23 protein-coding genes and 1 tRNA gene are annotated in these 23,452 nt (G+C 61.6%); 16 read left to right on the forward strand and 8 right to left on the reverse strand.

Going from position 1 to position 23,452, the window contains the following annotated elements:
• Positions 1-10: 10 nt before the first annotated feature.
• Positions 11-661 (reverse strand): Crp/Fnr family transcriptional regulator, encoded by a 651-nt coding sequence (locus tag BWR18_RS03740; RefSeq protein ID WP_083957807.1) that lies wholly within the window; start codon positions 659-661, stop codon positions 11-13.
• A 165-nt stretch (positions 662-826) separates the two neighbouring features.
• Between BWR18_RS03740 and BWR18_RS03745 the strand changes: the two genes are divergently transcribed.
• Entirely contained in the window at positions 827-1,225 is a 399-nt protein-coding gene (locus BWR18_RS03745; protein WP_076626768.1) for a hypothetical protein, read from the forward strand.
• Between the two features lie 9 nt (positions 1,226-1,234).
• Here BWR18_RS03745 and BWR18_RS03750 read toward each other — a convergent pair whose 3' ends face one another.
• On the reverse strand, positions 1,235-1,414 hold the full coding sequence (locus BWR18_RS03750; RefSeq protein ID WP_076626769.1) for a hypothetical protein: 180 nt from the start codon (positions 1,412-1,414) through the stop codon (positions 1,235-1,237).
• A 208-nt stretch (positions 1,415-1,622) separates the two neighbouring features.
• Here BWR18_RS03750 and BWR18_RS03755 point away from each other — a divergent pair, with 208 nt between their 5' ends.
• Entirely contained in the window at positions 1,623-2,459 is an 837-nt protein-coding gene (locus BWR18_RS03755; RefSeq protein WP_076626770.1) for a formate/nitrite transporter family protein, read from the forward strand.
• Positions 2,460-2,489: 30 nt separating this feature from the next.
• On the opposite strand, the gene BWR18_RS21570 is transcribed toward BWR18_RS03755, so the two are convergent.
• Entirely contained in the window at positions 2,490-2,633 is a 144-nt protein-coding gene (locus BWR18_RS21570) for a hypothetical protein (protein WP_157598642.1), read from the reverse strand.
• A 382-nt stretch (positions 2,634-3,015) separates the two neighbouring features.
• Here BWR18_RS21570 and BWR18_RS03760 point away from each other — a divergent pair, with 382 nt between their 5' ends.
• The 14 genes from BWR18_RS03760 (at position 3,016) to BWR18_RS03825 (ending at position 18,651) form a co-directional block, all read left to right on the forward strand.
• Positions 3,016-4,335, forward strand: coding sequence for an ABC transporter substrate-binding protein (locus BWR18_RS03760; RefSeq protein WP_076626771.1), 1,320 nt, complete (start codon positions 3,016-3,018; stop codon positions 4,333-4,335).
• Between the two features lie 99 nt (positions 4,336-4,434).
• Entirely contained in the window at positions 4,435-5,382 is a 948-nt protein-coding gene (locus BWR18_RS03765) for a carbohydrate ABC transporter permease (protein ID WP_076626772.1), read from the forward strand.
• Between the two features lie 115 nt (positions 5,383-5,497).
• The gene (locus BWR18_RS03770; RefSeq protein ID WP_076626773.1) at positions 5,498-6,436 is read left to right on the forward strand and encodes a carbohydrate ABC transporter permease; all 939 of its coding nucleotides are present in this window, start codon (positions 5,498-5,500) and stop codon (positions 6,434-6,436) included.
• A 109-nt stretch (positions 6,437-6,545) separates the two neighbouring features.
• Positions 6,546-6,740: a hypothetical protein gene (locus BWR18_RS03775; RefSeq protein ID WP_076626774.1), complete on the forward strand. Its 195-nt coding sequence runs from the start codon at positions 6,546-6,548 to the stop codon at positions 6,738-6,740.
• Positions 6,740-7,837 carry an ABC transporter ATP-binding protein gene (locus tag BWR18_RS03780; RefSeq protein ID WP_076626775.1) on the forward strand — a complete coding sequence of 366 codons (1,098 nt, stop codon included), beginning with the start codon at positions 6,740-6,742 and terminating at the stop codon, positions 7,835-7,837. Before BWR18_RS03775 ends, BWR18_RS03780 begins: the two co-directional genes overlap by 1 nt.
• Positions 7,830-8,828 (forward strand): ABC transporter ATP-binding protein, encoded by a 999-nt coding sequence (locus BWR18_RS03785; RefSeq protein WP_076626776.1) that lies wholly within the window; start codon positions 7,830-7,832, stop codon positions 8,826-8,828. Before BWR18_RS03780 ends, BWR18_RS03785 begins: the two co-directional genes overlap by 8 nt.
• Positions 8,829-8,842: 14 nt before the next feature.
• On the forward strand, positions 8,843-10,465 hold the full coding sequence (locus BWR18_RS03790; protein WP_076626777.1) for a dihydroxyacetone kinase subunit DhaK: 1,623 nt from the start codon (positions 8,843-8,845) through the stop codon (positions 10,463-10,465).
• Between the two features lie 6 nt (positions 10,466-10,471).
• Positions 10,472-11,524: a LacI family DNA-binding transcriptional regulator gene (locus tag BWR18_RS03795; RefSeq protein WP_076626778.1), complete on the forward strand. Its 1,053-nt coding sequence runs from the start codon at positions 10,472-10,474 to the stop codon at positions 11,522-11,524.
• A 22-nt stretch (positions 11,525-11,546) separates the two neighbouring features.
• Positions 11,547-12,605 (forward strand): sugar phosphate isomerase/epimerase family protein, encoded by a 1,059-nt coding sequence (locus BWR18_RS03800; RefSeq protein ID WP_076630105.1) that lies wholly within the window; start codon positions 11,547-11,549, stop codon positions 12,603-12,605.
• 93 nt (positions 12,606-12,698) lie between these two features.
• Positions 12,699-13,829 carry a Gfo/Idh/MocA family protein gene (locus BWR18_RS03805; protein WP_076626779.1) on the forward strand — a complete coding sequence of 377 codons (1,131 nt, stop codon included), beginning with the start codon at positions 12,699-12,701 and terminating at the stop codon, positions 13,827-13,829.
• Between the two features lie 62 nt (positions 13,830-13,891).
• A tRNA-Gly gene (locus BWR18_RS03810) sits at positions 13,892-13,965 on the forward strand.
• 85 nt (positions 13,966-14,050) lie between these two features.
• Complete coding sequence (locus BWR18_RS03815; RefSeq protein WP_076626780.1) at positions 14,051-15,862, forward strand: ABC transporter transmembrane domain-containing protein; 1,812 nt, start codon at positions 14,051-14,053, stop codon at positions 15,860-15,862.
• Between the two features lie 166 nt (positions 15,863-16,028).
• Entirely contained in the window at positions 16,029-17,927 is a 1,899-nt protein-coding gene (locus BWR18_RS03820; protein ID WP_076626781.1) for an acyl-CoA synthetase, read from the forward strand.
• A gap of 253 nt (positions 17,928-18,180) precedes the next feature.
• Positions 18,181-18,651, forward strand: a complete 471-nt coding sequence (locus tag BWR18_RS03825) for a thioredoxin family protein (protein ID WP_076626782.1) — start codon at positions 18,181-18,183, stop codon at positions 18,649-18,651.
• On the opposite strand, the gene BWR18_RS03830 is transcribed toward BWR18_RS03825, so the two are convergent.
• The 5 genes from BWR18_RS03830 to BWR18_RS03850 form a co-directional block, all read right to left on the reverse strand.
• Entirely contained in the window at positions 18,652-19,488 is an 837-nt protein-coding gene (locus tag BWR18_RS03830) for an alkaline phosphatase family protein (protein ID WP_076626783.1), read from the reverse strand.
• An 82-nt stretch (positions 19,489-19,570) separates the two neighbouring features.
• Positions 19,571-19,846, reverse strand: a complete 276-nt coding sequence (locus BWR18_RS03835) for a hypothetical protein (RefSeq protein ID WP_076626784.1) — start codon at positions 19,844-19,846, stop codon at positions 19,571-19,573.
• Positions 19,847-19,912: 66 nt separating this feature from the next.
• On the reverse strand, positions 19,913-21,547 hold the full coding sequence (locus tag BWR18_RS03840) for an ABC transporter ATP-binding protein (protein ID WP_076626785.1): 1,635 nt from the start codon (positions 21,545-21,547) through the stop codon (positions 19,913-19,915).
• A gap of 73 nt (positions 21,548-21,620) precedes the next feature.
• Entirely contained in the window at positions 21,621-22,439 is an 819-nt protein-coding gene (locus BWR18_RS03845) for an ABC transporter permease (protein WP_076626786.1), read from the reverse strand.
• 12 nt (positions 22,440-22,451) lie between these two features.
• Positions 22,452-23,408: an ABC transporter permease gene (locus BWR18_RS03850; RefSeq protein WP_076626787.1), complete on the reverse strand. Its 957-nt coding sequence runs from the start codon at positions 23,406-23,408 to the stop codon at positions 22,452-22,454.
• Between the last annotated feature and the right edge of the window lie 44 nt (positions 23,409-23,452).

Here is a 23,452-nt window from a genome sequence, read left to right on the forward strand (position 1 = left end):
CGGTCGACGGCTAGATCAACGGGCGCTGGTGGATATTGTCGGGGTCGATGCCCGACAATTCGGCCAACGCCTTTTCATCGAGAATGCGCAATATCCCGTTGCTCCAATGCGCGATCTTCCTGTCCTTCAACTTCGCCAGCGTCTTGTTGGTGTGCACGAGGGACAGGCCCAATGCATCGGCCAGATCCTGTTGGCGAAAGGGCAGGGGACATGTGTTGTCCTTGTGCAGATCAAGCGAACGGGCCCGGCGATAAAACCGATGCAGGCTCCAGCCGATCTTTTCCAACGCGCCGCGCTGGCCAACAGTGGTCAGCGCATCGCCCAGAAAATGCTCCTCGACCGCAGCGATGTGGGTCAGGGCAAAGGCACGTTCGGGCTGGTTCTGGAACAGCTCGAACACCCGGCTGCGGTTAAAGACGCATAACCGCATCGGTGTCGTCGCCTCAACCGAGTGGCACATCGCATCAAGCACGCTCGCCTGCAATCCGATGAAATCGCCCGGCGTCACAAAGCCGATCACCTGACGTCGCCCGTTCTCCAGTGTCTTGTAACGTATCCCCATACCCGACAGTACGGTGAACAGCTGCGCCGCACGTGCGCCCTCCATGAACAGTTGCGTGCCTGAGTCTGCAACCATTTCGCCGGTTTTGAAGCGGTTCATGAACGCAACCTCCTCCGACTTGAACGGCAGAAAACCGTCCTTGCGTCGCAGCGGACAGTTGTCACAGCTGATTGTCGAAATATCACCTTGGTATGTCACAGTTTATTGCTCCCCTGAGCAGGCACATGGAATGAGGACGTCAAACGAAAACAAGAGCGAGATTTGATGACCGTGCGCACATGCCGCGATCACAGGTTTTCTGTGGTCATCACCCCAAATTTTGTCGAAGCCGAAGATGTCTCGGACGCGTTGCGCCGGGCCGGTTTCGATGACGTCGTTCACTTTCGGTCTATTGAACATGCCGCTACCGAACTTGCGGGCGATGCCCCGTTGCCGGCATTTGCGATCCTGTCGTTTCACGGCCCTGACGACGCGGCGGACGCATTGTGCGCGCGACTGCATCACGCAGGTTGCCGTCAGGTTCTGATCGACGGCGATCCCGCGCGCGCCCCCGCTCTGCATGCCGCGTTCCTGCGACGCCCCTACTCCAACACCCAGCTGGATCGGTGCATCGCGGATCTCATGCGGGACGGGCCGTCCACAGGCGGCACACATCAGGCGTGATCACGCCAGCTACCCCTGCGGCTCAATCATCTGTGCGTCATCGTCAACCAGCGCGGCATCGTCGTCCATGCTGGAATAGACATTCGCCACGAAAAAGAAGCCCGCGACCAAGACGACCGCTCCGATCCCGGCCAGGACAAACCAATGCTTGCGTGTCTGGGTTTCAATGTTTGTGTCGGGTGCCGACATCTTCCGTCTCCTTGTCATTCTGCGTTGTGGGCTTAACGCTCGAACCAGCGCGGAGTTCCATGTGCCATGTGTCAGATGACATTCAGGCTTGGTGCTGGCGCATCCCGTGATGACCACGGCAAAGCCTTGGCGTGTCGTGCAAATCGCAATTGGAACCAAAAGAAGTGCGTGGCGTTTCGCATCAAACGGCTCGGTTCAGGATATTGGTATGACGCAGACATCTTCTTCCCCCCTCGTCGAAGAGAAAGTCGAAGACGAGGCGGTCATAGAAGCGTCCGGCCTGTCGCCCCGTCTGATCTTTGAAACCATTCGACGTCATGGCGAAGAAGAGTTGAAGCGCCCCCTCAATACGCTCTTCTGGTCCGGCATCGCCGCAGGCATTCTGATCAGTTTTTCTGTCCTGGGCGAAGCATATCTACGCGCATACCTGCCCGACGCCGATTGGCGTTTCATTGTCGAAAACCTTGGCTATTCGCTGGGCTTTCTGCTCGTCATTCTGGGGCGGATGCAGCTGTTCACGGAAAATACGATCACCACCGTTGTCCCCGCTGTGATTGACCCGTGCCGCGCGGTTTTTGTCCGTGTCGCAACGCTCTGGTCGGTGGTCCTCTTTGCCAACATCATCGGCGCCTTCCTGATCGCGACCTTTCTTGTCTACACACCCGTTCTGACGCCTGACCTCCTCGCCATTGTCACGGACCTCAGCAAGCACGCGACAGGCTTTTCGCCGGTCGAGGGGCTGGTGCGCGGCATTCCCGCAGGCATCCTCATCGCCGCCATCGTCTGGATGCTGCCATCGGCGCAGAACAACGAAGTGCTCCTGATCATCATCTTCACATGGCTGATTGCACTGGGCGACTTCACCCACATCATCGCGGGTTCGGTTGAAATGGCAGTGCTGGCCGTTCAGGGGATGATCAGCGCACCGCAGGCCGTGTTCAGGTTTTTCCTGCCAGTCCTGGTCGGCAACGTCATCGGCGGCACGGCGGTGTTCACGATGATGACCTACGCCCAAATCCGGCCCGAGATCGACGAGACAGAATGAAACAGGGCGCCCGAAGGCGCCCTGCATGTCTTACCCATCTTTCGCGAGGCTCGATTTCTCCGCGTCCGGATCCTCCAGGCGCGCCTCTGTGCGTCGCTTGCTCAAATAGGCCCAACCCAAAACCAAACCAAAGGTCAGCGCAGGCAGGACAATGATAAGTGCTTCGATGTTCATACCGTGTCCTTTCTCGTTGCTCGGGGAAGGAACGCGCGTTTTCCATCAGTGTTCCCGCAGAACGACCTCTGGTTCAATCGGTCGCAGTGGGGCCGCGTATCGTGCGGCAAGAGCCGGCTCCCCCCACGGATTGCAGTGACGGGCCGACGTCTCGCTGGCCGAAACAGGTGCCAACCCGCGACTCGCTTGGGCGCGACCGACGATACTCATTGCCATCTGCTTGCTCTGGAAGGCGAATAAAAGCCTTTTACTCTCAATGTTCTGCGGGGTTTCACATCCCAGAATGATGAACGCACCTCAAAAATCCGTTGACATGATGTACGCCCCTCAAATAGCGTTTCCCCAAGGTCACCGCCAACACGGGACCGATAGGGAGGATCATATGAAAAAAGTGACTTCAGCCGCCGTAGGTGCGGCCCTGATGACGTCTGTGAGCGTGCCGACGATGGCCATGGCAGATGATTTGACACTGTGCTGGGCCGCCTGGGACCCGGCCAACGCTTTGGTAGAACTCAGCAAGGAATTCGAGGCCCAGTCCGGCCACACCATGAACTTCGAGTTTATCCCCTGGCCTAACTTCGCCGACCGGATGCTGAACGAGCTGAACTCGGGCGGCAAACTGTGCGACCTGCTCATCGGCGACAGCCAGTGGATCGGTGGCGGCGCCGAAAACGGCCATTACGTCAAGCTGAACGACTTCTTCGATGCCGAAGGGATCAGCATGGACGACTTCGCCCCCGCGACCGTCTACGCCTATTCCACATGGCCGAAGGGCACGCCCAACTACTACGCGCTGCCCGCCATGGGCGACGCCAACGGCTGGTTCTACCGCGCCGACTGGTTTGCCGACCCCGACATCCAGGCCGCTTTCAAAGAGGCCACAGGCCGCGACCTGGGCGAGCCGCAAAGCCAGAAAGAACTGCTTGAAATCGCCCAGTTCTTCCAGGGCCGCGAGATCGACGGCAAGACGGTCTATGGCGCCTCGATCTTCACCGAACGCGGCTCCGAAGGGATCACAATGGGCGTGACATCCGCGCTCTATCCCTGGGGGTTCAAATACGAAAACACCCCCGGCGCCTACGACATGGAAGGGGCGGTGAACTCGCCCGAAGCGGTCGAAGCACTGGAGTTCTACAAGGAATTCTACGAAACCGCGACGCCGCCGGGCTACACCAACTCCTACATGGGCGAGTCGCTCGACGCGTTCAAATCCGGGCAGGTCGCCATGGCGATGAACTGGTTCGCGTTCTTCCCCGGCCTCTACGCCGACCCGGCCACCGGCGGGGACAAGATCGACTTCTTCGTGAACCCACCGCAAAACCAGGCGGGCTCGACCCTGGGCGGGCAGGGGATCAGCGTGGTCGCCTATTCCGACAAGCAGGACGCCGCCCTGGAATACATCAAGTGGTTCGCCGATCCGGGCGTGCAGGCCAAGTGGTGGGAACTGGGTGGCTACTCGGCCCACAACTCGGTCCTGAACGATCCGGGCTTCAAGGACAGCGCGCCCTTCGCCGGTGACTTCCTCGAAGCGATGGGCGCGGTGCAGGACTTCTGGCAGGAACCGGCCTATGCCGAATTGCTGCTGGCCATGCAAAAGCGCATCCACGACTACGTGGTCGCCGATCAGGGCACGGCACAGGAAGCACTCGACAAGCTGATCGAGGACTGGACCGAAACCTTCGAAGACGAAGGCAAGCTCTAAACCACCTGCGGTGCGCAGTGAATGCGCACCCTACACCACCATCCGTCGGGTGCGCGGTCTCCGCGCACCGCACCTTCCTCTTTGCCTTGCGGTAGCCCTATGACAGACACCATCACCGACCGCGCCGCCAAGGCCACGCCGCCCCGCGTCGCGCGCAAGATCAAGGGGCTCAGTGACCGGGCAATCGCCTGGATCTTTGTCGCACCCACGATCTTCCTGCTGCTGGCCATCAACATCTTCCCGCTGATCTGGACGATCCAGCTCAGCTTCACCAACTACCGCGCCAACCGTCTGACGCGCGAACCGGAATTTATTGGTCTACGCAACTACGAACGCATCCTCACGGACAGCGACATCTGGCTGAACATGCAGGCCACCGCGCATTTCCTGTTCTGGACCATCGCGCTGCAGGTGCTGATCGGCTTCACGCTGGCCTGGCTCATCAACAAGAAATTCAAGGGCAACGACCTCTGGACCACGATCATCGTGCTGCCGATGATGCTGTCGCCCGCGGTGGTCGGCAACTTCTGGAAATTCCTCTACCAGCCTCAAATCGGGCTCTTCAACTACATCGTCGCCTTCTTCACCGGCAAGGACCCCAGCAGCTTCGAAATGCTCGGCTCCGTCCAACTGGCGCCGTGGTCCATCGTGATCGTGGACACCTGGATGTGGACGCCCTTCGTGATGCTGATCTGCCTCGCCGGGCTCCGCTCCATCCCCGACTACATCTACGAAGCGGCCGAGGTCGACCGCGCCTCCAAACTCCGCCAATTCTTCACCATCACAATCCCAATGGTGCTGCCCTTCCTGATGCTGGCGGTCCTCTTCCGCGGGATCGAGAACTTCAAGATGTTCGACCTCGTCGTGCAACTCACCGGCGGCGGCCCCGGCTCCACCACCGAACTGACATCCATCAACCTCAAACGCGAGGCGTTCGAAAAATGGCGCACCGGCTACGCGTCTGCCTACGCCATCATTCTTTTCGTGACGGTGTTCGGCCTCGCCAGCATCTACGTCAAAGCCCTCAACAAGGTGAAGGAACGCTGAGCATGACCAGATCCATCCTTCATTTCGCCAGAAAAACCGTCGGGGGGAGGTGCGTCTGCACCGGGGGGCAGACAGCCCCCCTCCGAACCCCGACACCCCAAACGGACCTCAGATCATGAGCGCCTATTCCGTCACCGAACCCAGCACACGGTCGAAATGGTTCGCCGGCTCGTTGGTCATCCTCTACGCGCTGATCACGATGATCCCGCTGGCATGGATCATGCTCACCGGCTTCAAATCGCCCAGCGACGCCATCAGCTACCCGCCCAAGGTCGTGTTCGAACCCACGCTCGAAGGGTACGTGAACCTCTTTACCACCCGCACACGGCAGACGCAGGAATTCCTGGATGCCAACCCGCCGCAGAACTGGGCGGACGAGATCGTGCGCGATTACGACATGGTCATCGTCGGCCCCTCGAAATTCGGCGAACGGTTCCTCAACTCGGTCATCATCGGCTTCGGCTCCACGTTCCTGAGCATCTTCCTCGGCACCCTCGCGGCCTATGCGTTCTCGCGCTTCAAAATCCCGCTGGCCGACGACCTCCTGTTCTTCATCCTCAGCACGCGGATGATGCCCCCCATCGCCGTCGCGATCCCCATCTTCCTGATGTACCGCAACCTCGGGCTGTCGGACACGCATCTGGGCATGATCCTGCTCTACACGGCCGTGAACATCTCGCTTGCCGTCTGGCTGCTCAAGGGCTTCATCGACGAAATCCCGCGCGAGTACGAAGAGGCGGCCCTGATCGACGGCTACACACGGTTCCAGGCGTTCTACAAAGTGGTGCTCCCTCAAGCCGCCACCGGCATCGCATCGACGGCCATCTTCTGCCTGATCTTCGCATGGAACGAATACGCCTTCGCCGTGCTGCTGACCTCGGCCACGGCGCAGACGGCACCGCCCTTCATCCCAACGATCATCGGCGTCGGCGGTCTCGACTGGCCTGCGGTTGCGGCGGGGGCCACGATCTTCCTGTTGCCCGTGATGATCTTCACCATCCTGCTGCGCAAACACCTGCTGCGCGGCATCACATTCGGAGCGGTCCGCAAATGATGTCACCATGCGCTGACACAACATCTTGGTGCACCGCAGCGGTGTACGGGTTGTGCACAGGGTGTGCACGGGATGTGCATGCCGGTTTTCGACAGAATGAGGTGCCGACATGAAAGGGTTCTTCACCGGTCTCATGCGCCTGCGCCGCGGCCCGTGGGAGGCGCTGGCGACCATCATCATCGCGCTGGGGGTCTTCATGCTGATGCAACCCTTCGTGCTCTGGGCGTTCACCTATTCCTTCATCACGACACTGGTGGGCACCGTCATGTTCATCGTCGTCAGCCACTTCCCGGAAGGTGAGTAATGGCCGAGATTGTCATCAAAAACGTCCGCAAGGAATTCGGCGATTTCGTCGCCGTGCGCGAGTCGAGCTTTACCATCGAAGACGGTGAATTCTTTATGCTTTTGGGCCCCTCGGGCTGCGGCAAAACCACCACCTTGCGCATGATCGCAGGGCTCGAATTGCCCACCTCCGGAGAGATCTATCTCGACGGCGAAGAGATCGGTCAGCGCCCACCCTCCGAACGGGATATTGCCTTTGTTTTCCAGATGTTCGCCCTCTACCCTCACATGAACGTCTACAAGAATCTCAGCTATCCGCTGGTCAGCCAGGGCATGCCACGCGCCCAAGTCCGGGCCAAGGTGGACGAGGTCGCAACGATCCTCGGGATCAAGGACATCCTCAAGAAGCCCGTGGGCGGTCTGTCGGGCGGCGACCGCCAGCGCGTGGCCCTTGGCCGCGCCATCGTGCGCGAACCCAAGGCCTTCATGATGGACGAACCCCTTGGCGCGCTCGACGCCGAATTCCGCGAACACATGGCCGAGGAACTCCGCGCCCTGCACGACCGCATGGGCGCCACCACTGTCTATGTCACCCACGACCAGCTCGAAGCCATGCAGATGGGCGACAAGATCGTCGTGATGAACAACGCCGTCGTCGAACAATTCGGCAAGCCGCAGGACATCTACGACATGCCCGCCACCATGTTCGTGGCGGATTTCATCGGCTCCCCCTCCATGAACTTCCTGAATTTCAACGGAAAAATCGCGAACGGCGAAGGGTTGGTCACGCTTGCCGATCAGACAATGAGCGTGCCGACCCTGCGCGAGGGCGCAGCCGGAGACCTCGTCTTCGGCGTCCGCCCCGAACACATCCACCTCTCCGACAACGGCGCCTACCGAGGCAAAGTGCTGGCCACCGAATACCTCGGCACGACCCAGATCATCACGCTCGACACGCCCAACGGAGAGGTCAAGGCGCGCATCGCCTCCGACCAGCCCGCCACGGTGGGCGAGACGGTGGGCCTTGGCTTCAACAGCAAAACGATAACCCTGTTCGACAAGGCCACTGGCCACGCCCTGCGCTCGGAACTGAACGAAGGAGTGCTGGCCCATGGCTGAGGTACAACTGACCGGGGTTTCAAAATCTTTCAAAACCACGCAGGCCATCATCGACATGGACCTGACCATTCCCGACGGCGCCTTCGTCGTCCTGCTTGGCCCCACCGGGGCGGGCAAGACCACGACCCTGCGCCTGATCGCCGGACTGGAAAAGCCCGACACCGGGGACATCAAGATCGGCGGCACCTCCGTGACCAATCTGACCCCCGCACAGCGCGACGTGGCGATGGTGTTCCAACAGTATTCGCTTTACCCGCACATGTCCGTTCGCGACAACCTGGCCTTCCCTCTACGCTCCCCCATCCTCAAGACTCCCGAGCATGAAATTACACGCAAAGTCAAAGAGGTGGCGGAGGTTCTTCACATTCCACATAAGCTCGACAACAAGGCGACCGAATTGTCTGGGGGCGAGATGCAGCGCGTGTCCATCGGTCGTGCGCTGGTGCGCGACCCGCAGGTCTACCTCATGGACGAACCGCTCAGTTCGCTCGACGCAAAGCTGCGCGCCGACCTCCGGATCGAGCTGAAACGCATCCACGCCGAACTGGCTGCCACGCTGCTCTACGTGACCCACGACCAGATCGAAGCGATGACCATGGCCACCCATGTGGGCGTGCTGGACGAGGGGCGGATGGTGCAGTTCGGCACCCCGCGCGACATCTATGAAAACCCGCGCACAGCCTATGTCGCGGCACGTCTGGGACAACCGCGGATCAACCTGCTGCCTGTGGGGCTGCTGGGTGAAAACGCCCCGGCAGACGCGCATCAGGTAGGGCTGCGGCCCGAAAACATCCGCCACGGAACGGGGCGCGACGCACAGGTCGTGCGTGTTGAACGGCTTGGCGATCAGACGCGTCTGCACCTGAAAGTGGCCAATCACGATGTGATCACCCTGACCGATCCGCACACCAGCCTCAGCCCGGGCGAAACCATTCAAATCGCACCGGAAAACCCCGTTTTCTTTGACGCGGCAGGCGCACGGATCACCTGAGAAAGGACAAGCACATGGCACAATTCGTCAATGCGAAAGAGGATCTGGTCAAAGAGGCCATCGACGGTCTGCTCGCGTGTTCCGGCGGCGCGCTGACGCGGCTGGATGGGTATCCGCATATCAAGGTCGTCTACCGCGCCGATTGGGTGCGCGACCGCGTCGCGCTGATCTCCGGCGGCGGGTCGGGTCACGAACCTGCGCATGCAGGTTTCGTGGGCCCCGGCATGTTGACGGCCGCAGTTTGTGGCGAAGTGTTCGCCTCCCCCTCGGTCGAGGCGGTCCTGGCTGGCATTCTGGCGGTCACGGGAGAGGCAGGCTGCCTGCTGATCGTCAAGAACTACACCGGCGACCGTCTGAACTTCGGCCTTGCCGCCGAACGGGCGCGGGCACTGGGCCGCAAGGTCGAGATGGTGGTTGTCGATGACGACATCGCGCTGCCCGACCTGCCGCAACCGCGCGGTGTGGCGGGCACGCTCTTCGTGCACAAGATCGCCGGCGCCATGGCCGAGGCGGGCAAACCGCTGGAGGACGTGGCAGAGGCCGCCCGCAGGGTCATCGCCAGCGTCGTTTCCATCGGCACCAGCCTTGATACGTGCACCGTTCCCGGCTCGCCGAAAGAGAACCGGATCCCCGCTGGCAAGGCTGAGCTTGGCCTCGGTATTCACGGGGAACCGGGCGTCGAACAGGTGGATTTCGCGGGCGCGTCCCAAGCGATGAACATGGTGCTCGACAAGCTCGCTGAACACAGCAAACAAGGGCCCTGTGTCGCGCTTGTGAACAATCTTGGCTCGACCACACCGCTCGAGATGTCGGTGCTCAGTCACGGTCTGGCCCAGTCGGGGATTGCCAGTCACGTGATCGGCCCCGCGCCAATGATGACCTCGCTGGATATGCACGGTTTCTCGGTCTCAATCCTGCCCGTTGCTGCGGACGACCTTGATGCGCTTGCGGCCCCAGTGCCCATGGCGGCATGGCCCGGTCTGCAGGGCATTGTGGACGTGCCGGTTACTGCTTTGCCCGACGGATTGACGCCCATCGAACCAATTCCGTCTGCCAATGCCCAGACGGGTGCGACGATCGCGCAAGTGGCGGACGTGCTGATCTCTGCCGAAGACGATTTGAACGCATTGGACGCCAAGTCCGGCGATGGCGATACGGGCAGCACGCTCGCGACGGCGGCGCGGGCCCTCAAGGACAGGTTGGACGCGATGCCGCTCGCCGACCTGACGCAGCTTTTCCCGGCACTTGGCAATGAGTTGAGCCAGACCATGGGGGGGTCGTCCGGCGTGATCCTGGCGATCTACTTCAACGCGGCGGGTGATGCTTGCGCGGGTGGCGCACCGGTGCACAAGGCGCTGGCGGAGGGCCTGAAGCGGGTCAGCGATGTCGGCGGCGCCAAGGTGGGCGACCGGACGATGATCGACGCGTTGGCGCCTGCTTTGCAGGCATTGTCGGACGGGATTGATGCATCCGCCACTGCGGCGCGGCAAGGGGCAGACAGCACAGCGCATATTCACCGTGCAAAGGCGGGCCGGGCGGCATATGTCCCCTCCGAAAACCTCAAGGGCCACAACGATCCGGGGGCGGAGGCGGTGGCGCTGGTGTTCGAGGGGTTGGCACAGGCCATGAAGGGATAGGCTCGGTTGAACAAACAGGACACGAAAAGCGGTCTCAAGCCCACCGTCAACGACATCGCCCGCGTGGCGGGCGTGTCGCTGGCGACGGTCGACCGTGTCCTGAACGCGCGCCCCGGCGTGCGGTCCGTGACCATAGAAAAGGTGAATAAGGCGATCGCCGATCTGGGCTATGTCCGTGACACGGCGGCCGCCAACCTGGCGCGTGGGCGGGTTTACAACCTGCTCTTTATCCTGCCTGACACGGCAAATGAGTTCGTCGTGGCGCTGGATGCGCATGTGACCGAACAGGGGGCGAAGCTGCGGCACCAGCGCACGACATTGGACACTGTGCGTGTGCCCCCGTTTGATCCGCAGGCGATCGTGCAGGCGCTGGATCACGTGGACGCCACGCGCACCGATGGGGTTGCCGTCTTTGGGCCTGAAACGCCATCGGTGCGGGATGCGGTGAAACGGGCACGGGCGCGCGGGATCGTGGTTGTCGCTCTTGTCGCGGATTTGCCCAGCTCGGACCGCGACCACTTCATCGGCGTTGACAACGTGGCCGCAGGCCGGACAGCGGCCCATCTCATGGGGCGTTTTGCCAAGCGGGGCGGGCGGGTGCTGGTCATCACGGGCTCGCGTCTGGCGCGTGACCACTTGGAACGGCGCAAGGGCTTTGATGCGGTCATGTCGGACCGGTTTCAGGACCTTGATGTGGTTGCAAGTATCGAGGGGCGGGATGATCCAGATTTGATCCGCAACATGCTGCCCGATGTATTCGCGTCCTATCCAGACCTCTGCGGCATCTACTCGTCTGCGGCAGGCAACCCGGGGTTGATCCAGTATCTAAGTGACAATCCCCAGCCCGGTCTTGTGGTCATCGCGCACGAGCTGACACCGACCTCGCGGACGGCCTTGGAGCGGGACGTGTTTGATGCCATCATTTCGCAGGACACGGGCCATCTGGTGCGGTCGGCTGTTCGGCTGATGAAAGCCACCGCCGACAGGCAACCCATTGACCATACGCAGGAACGCATTCGTATCGACATTTATCTGAAGGAAAACATGCCGTCGCCGTAGCGGCATGGAGGGAGGAGACATCATGAAAACCATCAAGGGCCCCGCGCTGTTTCTGGCGCAGTTCGCAGGCGATGAAGCGCCGTTCAATTCGTGGGACGCGATCACCAAATGGGCAGCTGAGTGCGGCTACAAGGGCGTGCAGGTCCCCAGCTGGGACGGACGGCTTTTTGACGTGATGACGGCCGCCGGCTCGCAGGACTATTGCGATGAGTTCATGGGGCAGGCGCGTGAGAACGGGGTCGAGGTGACTGAACTGTCGACCCACCTGCAAGGTCAACTTGTGGCCGTGCATCCCGCATACGATACCGCCTTTGACGGGTTTGCAGCCGAAGAGGTGCGCGGCAATCCCAAGGCGCGTCAGGCATGGGCGGTGGAGCAGGTCAAATACGCCCTGTCTGCCTCGTCCCGCATGGGGATCAAGGCGCATGCGACCTTCTCTGGCGCCTTGGCGTGGCCTTACATTTATCCGTGGCCGCAGCGTCCTGCGGGCCTTATCGAGACGGCGTTTGACGAGTTGGCGGCGCGCTGGCGCCCGATCCTGGATCATGCCGAGGATATGGGCGTCGATGTCTGCTATGAGATCCATCCGGGCGAGGACCTGCATGACGGCGTGACCTTCGAGATGTTCCTTGAGCGGCTGGACAACCACCCGCGCTGCAACATGCTCTATGATCCCAGCCACTACGTGCTGCAATGCCTTGATTACATTGATAATATTGACATCTACAAGGATCGTATCCGCATGTTCCACGTCAAGGACGCCGAGTTCAATCCGACGGGGCGGCAGGGGGTCTACTCCGGCTATCAAAGCTGGGTGGATCGCGCGGGTCGCTTCCGGTCGCTTGGCGACGGGCAAGTGGATTTCGGGGCGGTGTTCTCGAAAATGGCGGCCAATGATTTTGATGGATGGGCCGTGGTGGAATGGGAATGCTGCCTAAAGCACCCCGAAGACGGCGCACGCGAAGGCGCGCAATTCGTCAAGGATCACATCATTCGCGTGACCCAGCGGGCCTTTGATGATTTTGCCGATGGCGGGACGGACGAGGCGGCCAATCGCAAGATGCTGGGCATCGAGGGCTAGCGTTGGCGCATTTGGCAGATCGGCCCTTCGGGGAGGATTTTTTGAACCAGAGAAGAGGGGCGGTCGCGCAATTATGCTGACCGGGAGGATGAGATGAGCCGAATTAGACTGGGCATGGTGGGCGGCGGCAACGACGCCTTTATCGGTGGCGTGCACCGTATTGCGAGCCGTATTGATGATCGTTTCGAGTTGGTGGCGGGCGCGCTTAGCTCGACACCCGAGAAGTCGCAAGCCAGTGGGGCGGCTTTGGGCCTGCCGCGCATCTATGACGACTTCAAGCAGATGGCGCAGCGCGAGGCGCGGCGGAAGGATGGGATTGACGCCGTCATCATCGTGACCCCCAACCACGTGCATTATGCGGCGGCGCGCGAGTTTCTGAAGCGCGGCATTCATGTCATCTGCGACAAGCCGCTGACCTCGACTCTCGCGGACGCCAAGAAGCTGGTGAAGGCGGCAGAGGACAGTGATGCGCTGTTTATCCTGACCCACAACTACACCGGCTATCCGATGGTGCGTCAGGCGCGGGAGATGGTGGCAAACGGCGACATCGGCACCATTCGCGTGGTGCAGGTGGAGTATCCCCAGGACTGGCTGACGGTTGAGCAGGACTTTAAGCAGGCTGAATGGCGCACCGATCCGGCGCGCTCGGGTGCGGGTGGATCGACGGGCGATATCGGCACGCATGCCTTCAATCTGGCCTGCTTCATCACCGGGCTTGAAGTGGAGAGCCTTGCTGCGGATCTGACAGCTTTTGTGCCGGGGCGGCAGGTGGATGACAACGGCCACGTCATGCTGCGCTTTGAAGGTGGTGCCAAGGGAATGCTGTGGTGCAGCCAGGTGGCGCCGGGCAATGAGAATGCGCTGCGCATCCGCATCTATGGCGACAAGGGCGGACTGGAGTGGGCGCAGGAGGACCCGAACTACCTGTGGCACACGCCGTTCGGCGAACCCAAACGCCTGATCACCCGCAACGGGGCGGGGGCAGGCGATGCTGCCGCCCGAGTGTCGCGCATTCCACCGGGCCATCCGGAGGGGTATCTTGAGGGCTTTGCCAACGTCTACACCGAGGCGGCGGATGCGATCATGGCGGCCAAGGCAGGGCAGGACGCGCCTGCGGATGTGCTGTACCCGACTGTGCATGATGGATTGAAGGGCGTGCAGTTCGTCTCGGCCTGCGTGAAATCCTCGGCCCGGAATGCGGCCTGGGTGAAGCTGGATCACTGAACGATGGGCCAAGGGGCGGCTTGACCCGCCCCGGCCCTTGTCATATCTGATGCAGCGGAGCCGCGGGCGTTGTGTAGTGGTAAGACCTTAGCCTTCCAAGCTAATGACGCGGGTTCGATTCCCGCCGCCCGCTCCAAACCTTTCCCATGCGCCGCCCTGTCCACTTGACCTGACAGCACCGGTACGGGCATGTGCGGGGTGCAAAAGTTGCCGGAGACCGCATGGCCGACCAGACGACCGCCGCCGCACCGCCCAATCCGGGCACGGAAGAGCGCGAAAAATCCAAGCAGATCGGTGCCTTGCGCGCCCTTTGGCCCTTTGTCCTTCCTTATTGGAAGCTGATGTGCGCGGCCATCGCGGCCCTTGTATCGACGGCCATCGTGTCGCTGACGCTGCCTTTGGCCGTGCGGCGTGTGGTGGACAATTTCAATACGGCCGAGTCCGAAATCCTCGACCTCTATTTTCTGGCAGCCATCGGCATTGCGGGTCTTTTGGCCATTGGCACGGCGGTCCGCTATATGCTGGTGACGCGGCTGGGGGAACGGGTTGTGGCAGACATCCGCAAGGCGGTGTTTGACCGTGTGATCGGGATGTCGCCCAGTTTCTATGAAAACATCATGACGGGCGAGGTGCTCAGCCGGATCACCACCGACACGACGCTGATCCTGAGCGTCATCGGCTCGTCCATCTCGATCGCGCTGCGCAACGTGCTGATCTTTGTGGGCGGGTTGATCCTGATGCTGCTGACCTCGGCCAAGCTGACCGGTCTTGTGCTGTTGATCGTTCCGGCCGTCATCGTGCCAATCCTTGTTTTGGGGCGCCGTTTGCGGGTGCTGAGCCGTGAGAATCAGGACTGGATCGCCGCGTCGTCCGGGAGCGCGTCGGAGCAGCTGAGCGCGGTGCAGACCGTGCAGGCGTTCACCCATGAGACCACGAGCCGGGCGATGTTTTCGGATGTGACCGAGCTGAGTTTTGGCTCTGCCCGTCGGCGTATCGCCGTTCGGGCCCTGATGACGGCCATTGTGATCTTTCTTGTGTTTGTTGGTATTGTCGGCGTCCTGTGGATCGGAGCGAACGACGTGCGGTCGGACGTGATGACAATGGGGGCGCTGATCCAGTTTGTCATCTATGCCGTGATGGTGGCGGGTGGCGTTGCCGCCCTGTCCGAGATCATCGGGGAATTGCAGCGCGCCGCCGGCGCCACAGAACGTCTGGTAGAGCTTTTGCAGGTCGAGGATGCGGTGCAGGATGTGGCCGCGCCTACCGCGCTGCCTGCGCCGGTTCGGGGCCATATCCAGTTCGAAGACGTGCGCTTTGCCTACCCCTCGCGGCCCGGCATCAACGCGCTGGATGGCGTGACGCTTGATATCCAGCCCGGTGAGACAGTGGCTTTCGTTGGGCCGTCCGGCGCCGGGAAAACCACCATTATTCAGATGCTTCTGCGGTTCTATGACCCGCAGGACGGGCGCGTGCGGTTGGACGGGGTCAATGTGGCCGAAATGGCGCGCGAGGCGTTCCGCCAACACATTGCACTCGTCCCTCAGGATCCCATTATCTTTGCTGCATCAGCTGCTGAAAACATCGCCTTTGGTCGCCCCGGTGCGACGCAGGCCGAAATACAGGCGGCCGCGCATGCCGCTGCGGCGCATGAGTTCATCAGCGCCTTGCCGCAGGGCTATGACAGCCCCTTGGGCGAGCGTGGTGTGATGCTATCGGGTGGGCAGAAGCAGCGCATCGCCATTGCCCGTGCGATCCTGCGTGACGCGCCCGTTTTGCTGCTGGATGAGGCGACCAGCGCGCTGGATGCTGAAAGCGAGCGTGCAGTGCAAGAGGCGGTGGATACGCTGGCGCAGGGGCGCACCACATTGATCGTGGCGCACCGGCTGGCGACGGTGAAGATGGCCGACCGCATTGTCGTGATGGATCAGGGCCGGATCGTTGCCCAAGGGCCGCATCACCAGCTGGTCGCCGAGGACGGGCTTTATGCGCGTTTGGCGCGCTTGCAATTCACCGATGGGGTCGCCGCCGAGTAGACAGCGGCGGGTTGTTCTGACCCAAGGTCACCTGATCTGACGCGGCGTCCGACAGGACGCTTGTCCCTTGCAATGCTTGAACATTGCGGCAATCCACCGCATCTTGTTGGGCGAGGGATCATTGCGCCCATACGAAAAAAGACATGGCGCTACAGGGAGGAAGACCATGACATATGCCGGGTTCGCGGACCGCGATGCCATTGAAAACGAAATGCCATGGGAAGAGCGCGATGTCGCTAAAACCCTCTTTGGTATGCTGAGCGACACGGCTGAGAAGTTTCCCAACCACAATGCAGTCAGTTTCCAGATATTCTCGGACCCGAAGTCCAAGGCAGAGACGCTGACCTGGACCCAGTTGCAGGGCCGGACCGCGCAATGCGCCAACATGCTGCGCACGCACGGTATCGGGCCCAAAGATGTGGTGGCCTATGTTCTGCCCAACGCGACCGAAACCATCGTGGCCCTTCTGGGCGGTGCGACGGCGGGGATCGTGAACCCGATCAACCCGCTGCTGGATGCCGAACAGATCGGCGCCATTCTGCGCGAGACGGGCGCCAAGGCCGTCATCACGTTGCGCGCGTTTCCCAAGACGGACGTGGCGCAGAAGACGACCGAGGCGGTCAAGCTGGCGCCGAACGTCAAGACCGTGCTTGAGGTCGATCTGCTGGGCCACGTGTCGGGCCTGAAGTCGTTTATCATCCCGCTGATCCGTCCCAAGATGGAGAAAGCGCCTGGCGTTACCTACCTGAATTTCAACGAGGAGTGCGCCAAGCATCCGACCACCCTGCAATTCGAGGACGTGCAGGAAGATCGGGTTGCCTGCTACTTCCACACGGGCGGCACCACCGGCATGCCGAAGGTGGCGCAGCACAAGTATTCCGGCATGGTTTACAATGGGTGGGTTGGGGCGACGACGCTCTTGACCGCAGAAGATAACATATTGGCGCCATTGCCACTTTTCCACGTGATGGCCGCGCATGTGCTGCTCCTGGGCGCTGTTGCATCGGGCGCGCATTGCATCTTCCCCACGCCGCAAGGCTACCGGGGCGAGGGCGTGTTCGACAACATCTGGAAGCTGACGGAGCGCTGGAAGATCACCTTTATCGCGTCTGTTCCGACGGCCATCGCCGCGATGATGCAGCGTGGGATTGATGCTGACATCAGCACGGTGAAATCCACATTCTCGGGTTCTGCACCGCTGCCGCAAGAGCTGTTCCGGCGCTATGAAAGTGCCGCGGGTGTCGAGATTGTCGAAGGGTACGGCATGACCGAGGCAACCTGCCTTGTGTCCGGCAACCCGATCGACGGAGAGAAGAAAATCGGGTCCGTCGGCATCCCGTTCCCTTATACCGAAGTCAAGATTTACAAAGGCACCCCCGAAGGCCCGATCGAGGCGGGTGTGGACGAGATTGGCGAGATTTGTGTCAGTAATCCGGGCGTCTGGCCCGGCAATACGTATACCGAGGCGGACAAGAACAAGGACTTGTTCTACAATGAGAAATTCCTGCGCACGGGCGATCTGGGGCGCCGGGATGCGGATGGGTATTTGTGGATCACCGGCCGCGCCAAGGATTTGATCATTCGCGGCGGTCACAACATTGATCCCGCAGAGATCGAAGAGGCGCTGCTGGGTCATGAAGCCGTCGCCTTTGCCGGGGCCATCGGGCAACCGGACAAGCATTCTGGTGAAATTCCATGCGCCTATGTGGAGCTGGTCGATGGGGCCAGTGTTACGCCGGACGAGTTGATCGCCTTCTGCAAGGAACATGTGCACGAGCGCGCGGCGCAGCCCAAGCACATGACCATCATGGGCGAATTGCCGAAGACGGCTGTTGGCAAAATCTTCAAGCCCGACCTGCGCAAAGAAGCCATCACGCGCATCTACAATGCGGCATTGACCGATGCCGGATTGAAGGCGCAGGTGGTCGCAGTGACGGACGACAAGAAGCGCGGGTTGGTGGCGCAGGTGGCTGCCAGTGGCGAGAGCGAGACGGCGATCCAGACGGTTCTGGGCGATTTTGTCCGGCCCTGGGAAATGGCGTCGGAGGCAATGGCGGCCGAGTAATCCGTAGCGCACCGTGCGCGGCGCGCTGTGAGACCGGGGAAGGCGCGAAACTGCGAAGTCTGTCGCGCCTTCCGCGTATTTCGGCCCCCTTGGGGCCGCACACGATCTGGCAACGACTGGCAGGTTGGCAAACGGTGCGGCGTGGCGTCAACGGATCGGTCATATTTACTCTGACATGACAGAGACGTGAGCGGCGGCGCACCCGTTTGTCGGGTATCTTTACGGCACCAAAGACTGTCAGTGAGAGATCCCCATGCCCAAATCCAGGAAGCGCGTGAAAGCGGTGACAACGTCATCGGACACGTTGCCAGCCGTCTCGCGCCGGGTGCTGCTAAGCGGCGGGGCGGTTGCGTCAGCCGTGGTGCTGGGCGGTGGGTTCTGGGGTGTGAGTTCGTTCCGGACCTATGCGGCGGAGCATGACCTGACCCGCGTCGGCCAGGGCGATCCGGCCATTGTGCAGATTCACGATCCGCAATGTCCGACCTGCACCGCCCTTCAGAAACAGACGCGGCGCGCGCTGCGCGATTTTGACGATTGCGGGATGGCCTATCTGGTGGCGGATATCAACACGCCAGAGGGCGCGGCCTTTGCCCGCCGGTTCAATGCGCCGAATGTGACCCTGCTGCTGTTTGACGGGCAGGGGGAGTTGCAGCGCCGGGTGCAAGGGGTGCAGCAAGCGGCGCAGTTGGCCGAAGTGTTTTCGGCGCACAAAGCGGCGGTCTGATCAGGACAGGAACGGAGCGCCCCGCATCGTGTCGGGGATGTCAGCGCCCAGACGGTTTAGTATGGTCGGGGCCAGTTGCAGCTGGTCAATCACTGTGCCCGCATCAGGTCCCGTGGCATCGCCAAAATAGTAGAGCGCGGTGTCCTGTTGCAGTGCGCCGCGCCCGCCGTGATGGCCGCGGTCGTCCTGACCGTGATCGGCAGTCACGATCACCTCGTACCCCATGTCGCGCCAGCGGGGGATGAAAGGGGCGAGCATCTCGTCCATGACGAAACAGGCGTGATCCATCTCCTGGCAGTCGTGGAAAAAGCGGTGCCCCATGCTGTCGAGCGTGCAGGTGTGCAGCATCCCGTAGGTCAGGTCGAAGCGCGCGCAGAGGTTGGTGAGCGTGCCGAAGAGGTCCACGTCCGAGGGCGTCATCTGGTTGATCAGCCCGTATCCCGTCATCGTATGAAAGCGCCCGTGGTTGATCGTGTCGCTTTCGGTTTCGTCATATTCGATGTCTCGGACACAATCGAAAGGGTGCCGGTTGAACAATTCGGACCAGAAGGAATGCGCCACGGCGCCTGTGGTTCCGCCCGCCTTGCGGACCTGTCCGAAGACGTCCGGCTGTGTCAGCCGAAAGACGTTGCCATTGCCGGTGCAGCCATGTTGCGCCGGTGTGACTCCGGTGTGGATCGAGGCGTAGCAGGAGGCGGAGATCGACGGGATCACGCTGCGGTGCGTCCATGTTTGCGCGTCGCCGCTGTCCACCCAGCCTTCGAGGTTGCCAAAGAGGCGGCGGAAATTGCGCAACGGCACGCCGTCGAGGATGATGAGCAGGAGTTTGTTTGTCATTGGACCGCAACCCGGTGAGTTTTGACGGGAGCGTAGGTCCAATTCCGCAGGCCCTCAATCTTTCAATCGCGCAAGTGGCCCTTCAAGGTCGCAGGGCCATCATGGCGTTGCGGATGTCGCCATTTGTCAGCGCCGGGTTCGCCGCTTTGAAACAGTCCATGACGGTGCCGCGTTGAGCGCGCGACAGCCGCTGGCCGGGGACCGCGTCGGCTGGAATGCAGTTTTGGACCTGTTCTTCGGTCAGGTTCAGGCCGGCTGCCAGTTTGGCAAAATCAAGTTGACCCTCTTGGGCCGCGGCAAGCGACGGCAGCCAAATGGCCGCAAAGATGGTCAGAGGGGGCAGGACGTGTTTGCGCATCGGTCGCTCCATATCTGCAGGACATGGAAGTGATACGGAGGTGCTGTCGGGTTCCGTCGCGGGAAATCAGTTCCCGGCGCTTTCCATCTTGCGGTTGGCGATGACCTCTTCCAGCCAGCCGAGCTTCATCTCTGGGACTGAGCTGAGCAACAGGTCGGTGTAGTCGTCATACGGGGGCGTGAGCACCTCGGATTTGGTGCCATAGCGCTGGACGCGGCCCTGGTACATCACCGCGATGCTGTCGGAGATCGCTTTGACCGTGGCGAGATCGTGGGTGATAAAGAGATAGGCCACATCCTCGATCTTTTGCAGGTTGAGCAGCAGTTTGAGGATGCCGTCCGCGACGAGCGGGTCGAGGGCGGAGGTGACCTCATCACAGATGATCAGTTTGGGTTTTGCCGCCAGCGCCCGCGCGATGCAGACGCGTTGTTTCTGCCCGCCCGAAAGCTCGGCCGGGTAGCGGTCCTGAAAGCCGGTGCCCAGTTCGATCTCGTCCAGAAGCTCCTGGATGCGTTTTTGTTTTTCGGCGCCTTTAAGGCCGAAGTAGAATTCCAGTGGCCGTCCGATGATCGTGCCGACCGTCTGGCGCGGGTTCATGGCGGTGTCGGCCATTTGGTAGATCATTTGCAGCTCGCGCAGGTCTTCGATGCTGCGGGAGGGTAACTCGGGTGTCAGCGTGCGCCCGGCGAAGGTGATCTTGCCCGCCGTGGGCGGCAGGAGCCCGGTGATGACGCGGGCGAGGGTGGATTTGCCGGAGCCGCTTTCGCCCACAACGGCAAGTGTCTGGCCGGGGCTGATGTCAACGCTGACATTGTGCAGGACGTCGAAACTTGTGCCCTTGTAGCGGGCAGTGATGTTTTCGACCCGCAGGATGGGTGCGGTGGGTTGCTTTTCCTCGTGCGTAATGGAGCGGACGGAGACCAGCGCCTGTGTGTATTTTTCCTGCGGGGCGTTGATGATCTGGTCGGTGGTGCCGTATTCGACCATCTTGCCGTGCCTGAGCACCATGATGTGGTCGGAGACCTGCGCCACCACGGCAAGGTCGTGCGTGATGTAGAGGGCGGCGACGCCGGTGTCGCGGATCGCGTCCTTGATCGCCTTGAGCACGTCGATCTGGGTCGTGACGTCGAGTGCTGTTGTGGGTTCGTCAAAGACCACGAGGTCGGGTTCGGGGCAGAGGGCGAGGGCCGTCATGCAGCGTTGCAGTTGCCCGCCCGAGACTTGGTGGGGGTAGCGGCTGCCGATTGTGTCGGGGTTCGGCAAGCCGAGTTTCTTGAAGAGTTCTACGGCGCGTTTCTGGGCTTGCGCCTTGGTGAACTTGCCCTGGCCGACGGCGGCTTCGATCACCTGTTCCATGATCTGCTTGGCGGGGTTGAACGACGCGGCTGCGGATTGGGAGACATACGTGACCTCGGCGCCGCGCAGTTTGCGGATGTCCTTGAGCGGGGCCTGGCGCACGTCGCGGCCGTTCACCTCGACCGTGCCGCCCGTGAGCGTCACTCCGCCCCTTCCGTAGGCCATAGTCGCGAGCCCGATGGTGGATTTGCCCGCACCGGATTCGCCGATGAGGCCCAGCACCTTGCCGGGTTCGACGTCGAAGTCGACGCCATGCACGATGTCGATGTCGTGGGGTTTTTCCCCCGGCGGGTAGATTGTGGCGCCGATCTTGAGACCGCGGACTTTCAGGAGAGGTGTGGTCATGGTTGGATACACCCGGGGGCGCTGCCCCCGGACCCCCGAAGTATTTTCAGCCAGAAGAAAGATGGGGTTTGGGTCATCCGCGGCCTCCCTTGAGGGAGGTGGTGCGATTTAGGATCCAGTCGGCGATGAGGTTCACGCTAATCGCCAGCGTGGCGATGGCGACCGCCGGGTAGAGCGCGGCGCCGATGCCGAAGTTGATCCCCTCCTTGTTTTCTTTCACGATACCGCCCCAGTCGGCGAGCGGGGGTTGGACTCCGATACCTAGGAAACTGAGTGTCGAAATGAAGAGCACCATGAAGATAAAGCGCAGGCCCATTTCGGCGACGAGCGGGGAGAGCGCGTTTGGCAGGATTTCGCGGAAGATGATCCAGCCAAGTTTTTCGCCGCGCAGGCGCGCCGCTTCGACATAGTCCATGACGGAGATGTCGACAGCCACCGCGCGGGCGAGGCGGTAGACGCGTGTAGAATCGAGCAGGCCCATGATGACGATGAGGGTGACGACTGTTGCCTCGATTGAGCTGAGGATTACGAGGGCGAGGATCAGTGACGGGATCGACATGAAGAGGTCGACGAGGCGGGACATGACCTGGTCCACCCAGCCGCCCGAAACGGCGGCCATGAAGCCCAGAACCGATCCGGTGGTGAAGCTGAGGATCGTGGCGGCGGTGGCGATGAATATCGTGGTTTGCCCGCCGAAGATCATACGCGTGAGCAGGTCGCGCCCGATCTGGTCGGTGCCGAGCCAATGGGCGGCAGACGAGGGTTCCCAAACGTCGCCTACGGTTTCGGCCATGCCGTAGGGGGCGATGAGTGGTGCAAGGAGTGCGGCGAGGAAGTATGTGCCAGTGATGACAAGGCCGATGGCGGCGGAGAGGGGGATGTTTTTTAGCATTGGTCCTCTCCTTTACTTTGGATGGCGGAGGCGTGGGTTCGCCAGGATGGAAACCACGTCAGCGACGATGTTCAGGATGATGTAGACGGCGGCGAAGATCACGCCGCAGGCCAACACCACGGGCACGTCGCGTTTGACAACGGCGTCCACCAGGTATTGCCCCATGCCCGGATAGGCGAAAACGACCTCGACCACGACAACGCCCACCACAAGGTAGGCGAGGTTGATCATCACCACGTTCACGATGGGGGCAATCGCGTTGGGAAAGGCATGCCGGTAGATCACGCGGAACGTCGTCAGCCCCTTGAGTTCTGCCGTTTCGATATAGGCGGATTGCATGACGTTCAGGATCGCGGCGCGTGTCATCCGCATCATGTGCGCCAGCACCACCAGTGTCAGCACCGCCACAGGCAGCGAGATGGCGTGGAGTTGGTCTAGCAGTGGCATGCCTGGGCTGATCGAAGCGAAGGAGGGCGCCCAGAAGAGTTTGACCGCGAAGAAGAAGACGAGAATGTAGGCGATCATGAACTCGGGCAGGGAGATGGAAGCGAGCGTTACGCCGGAGATCAGCTTGTCAGGCCAGCGGTTCTGGTAGCGGACAGCGATCAGGCCCAGCAGGATGGCGAGCGGGACCGAGATGATGGCGGCCCAGAACGCCAGGAACAGGGTTGCGCCCATGCGGCGGGCGACCTGATCGGCGATGGGCAGCTTGTTGGTCAGCGCGGTGCCCAGATCGCCCGTCACGATGCCGCCCAGCCATTCGACATAGCGGGTCAGGGCAGGGCGATCGAGGCCCATCTCCTCGCGCAGGTTGGCGAGGCTTTCGGCGGTGGCCGCTTGCCCGAGGATGGCCTGGGCCGCGTCGCCGGGCAGGATTTCGGTCAGGCCAAATAGCAGGGCCGAGGCCGCCACCAGCAGGATCAGGCCAAGGCCGAGGCGCTGTAGGACGAGTGTCAGGATGGGGTGCATGAAAGGGTCAGTTCTTTGGGTGCGCCCGTGGGGCTTGAAAGTCT

It is taken from the genome of Tateyamaria omphalii, assembly GCF_001969365.1.
Classification (GTDB): Bacteria; Pseudomonadota; Alphaproteobacteria; order Rhodobacterales; family Rhodobacteraceae; genus Tateyamaria; species Tateyamaria omphalii_A.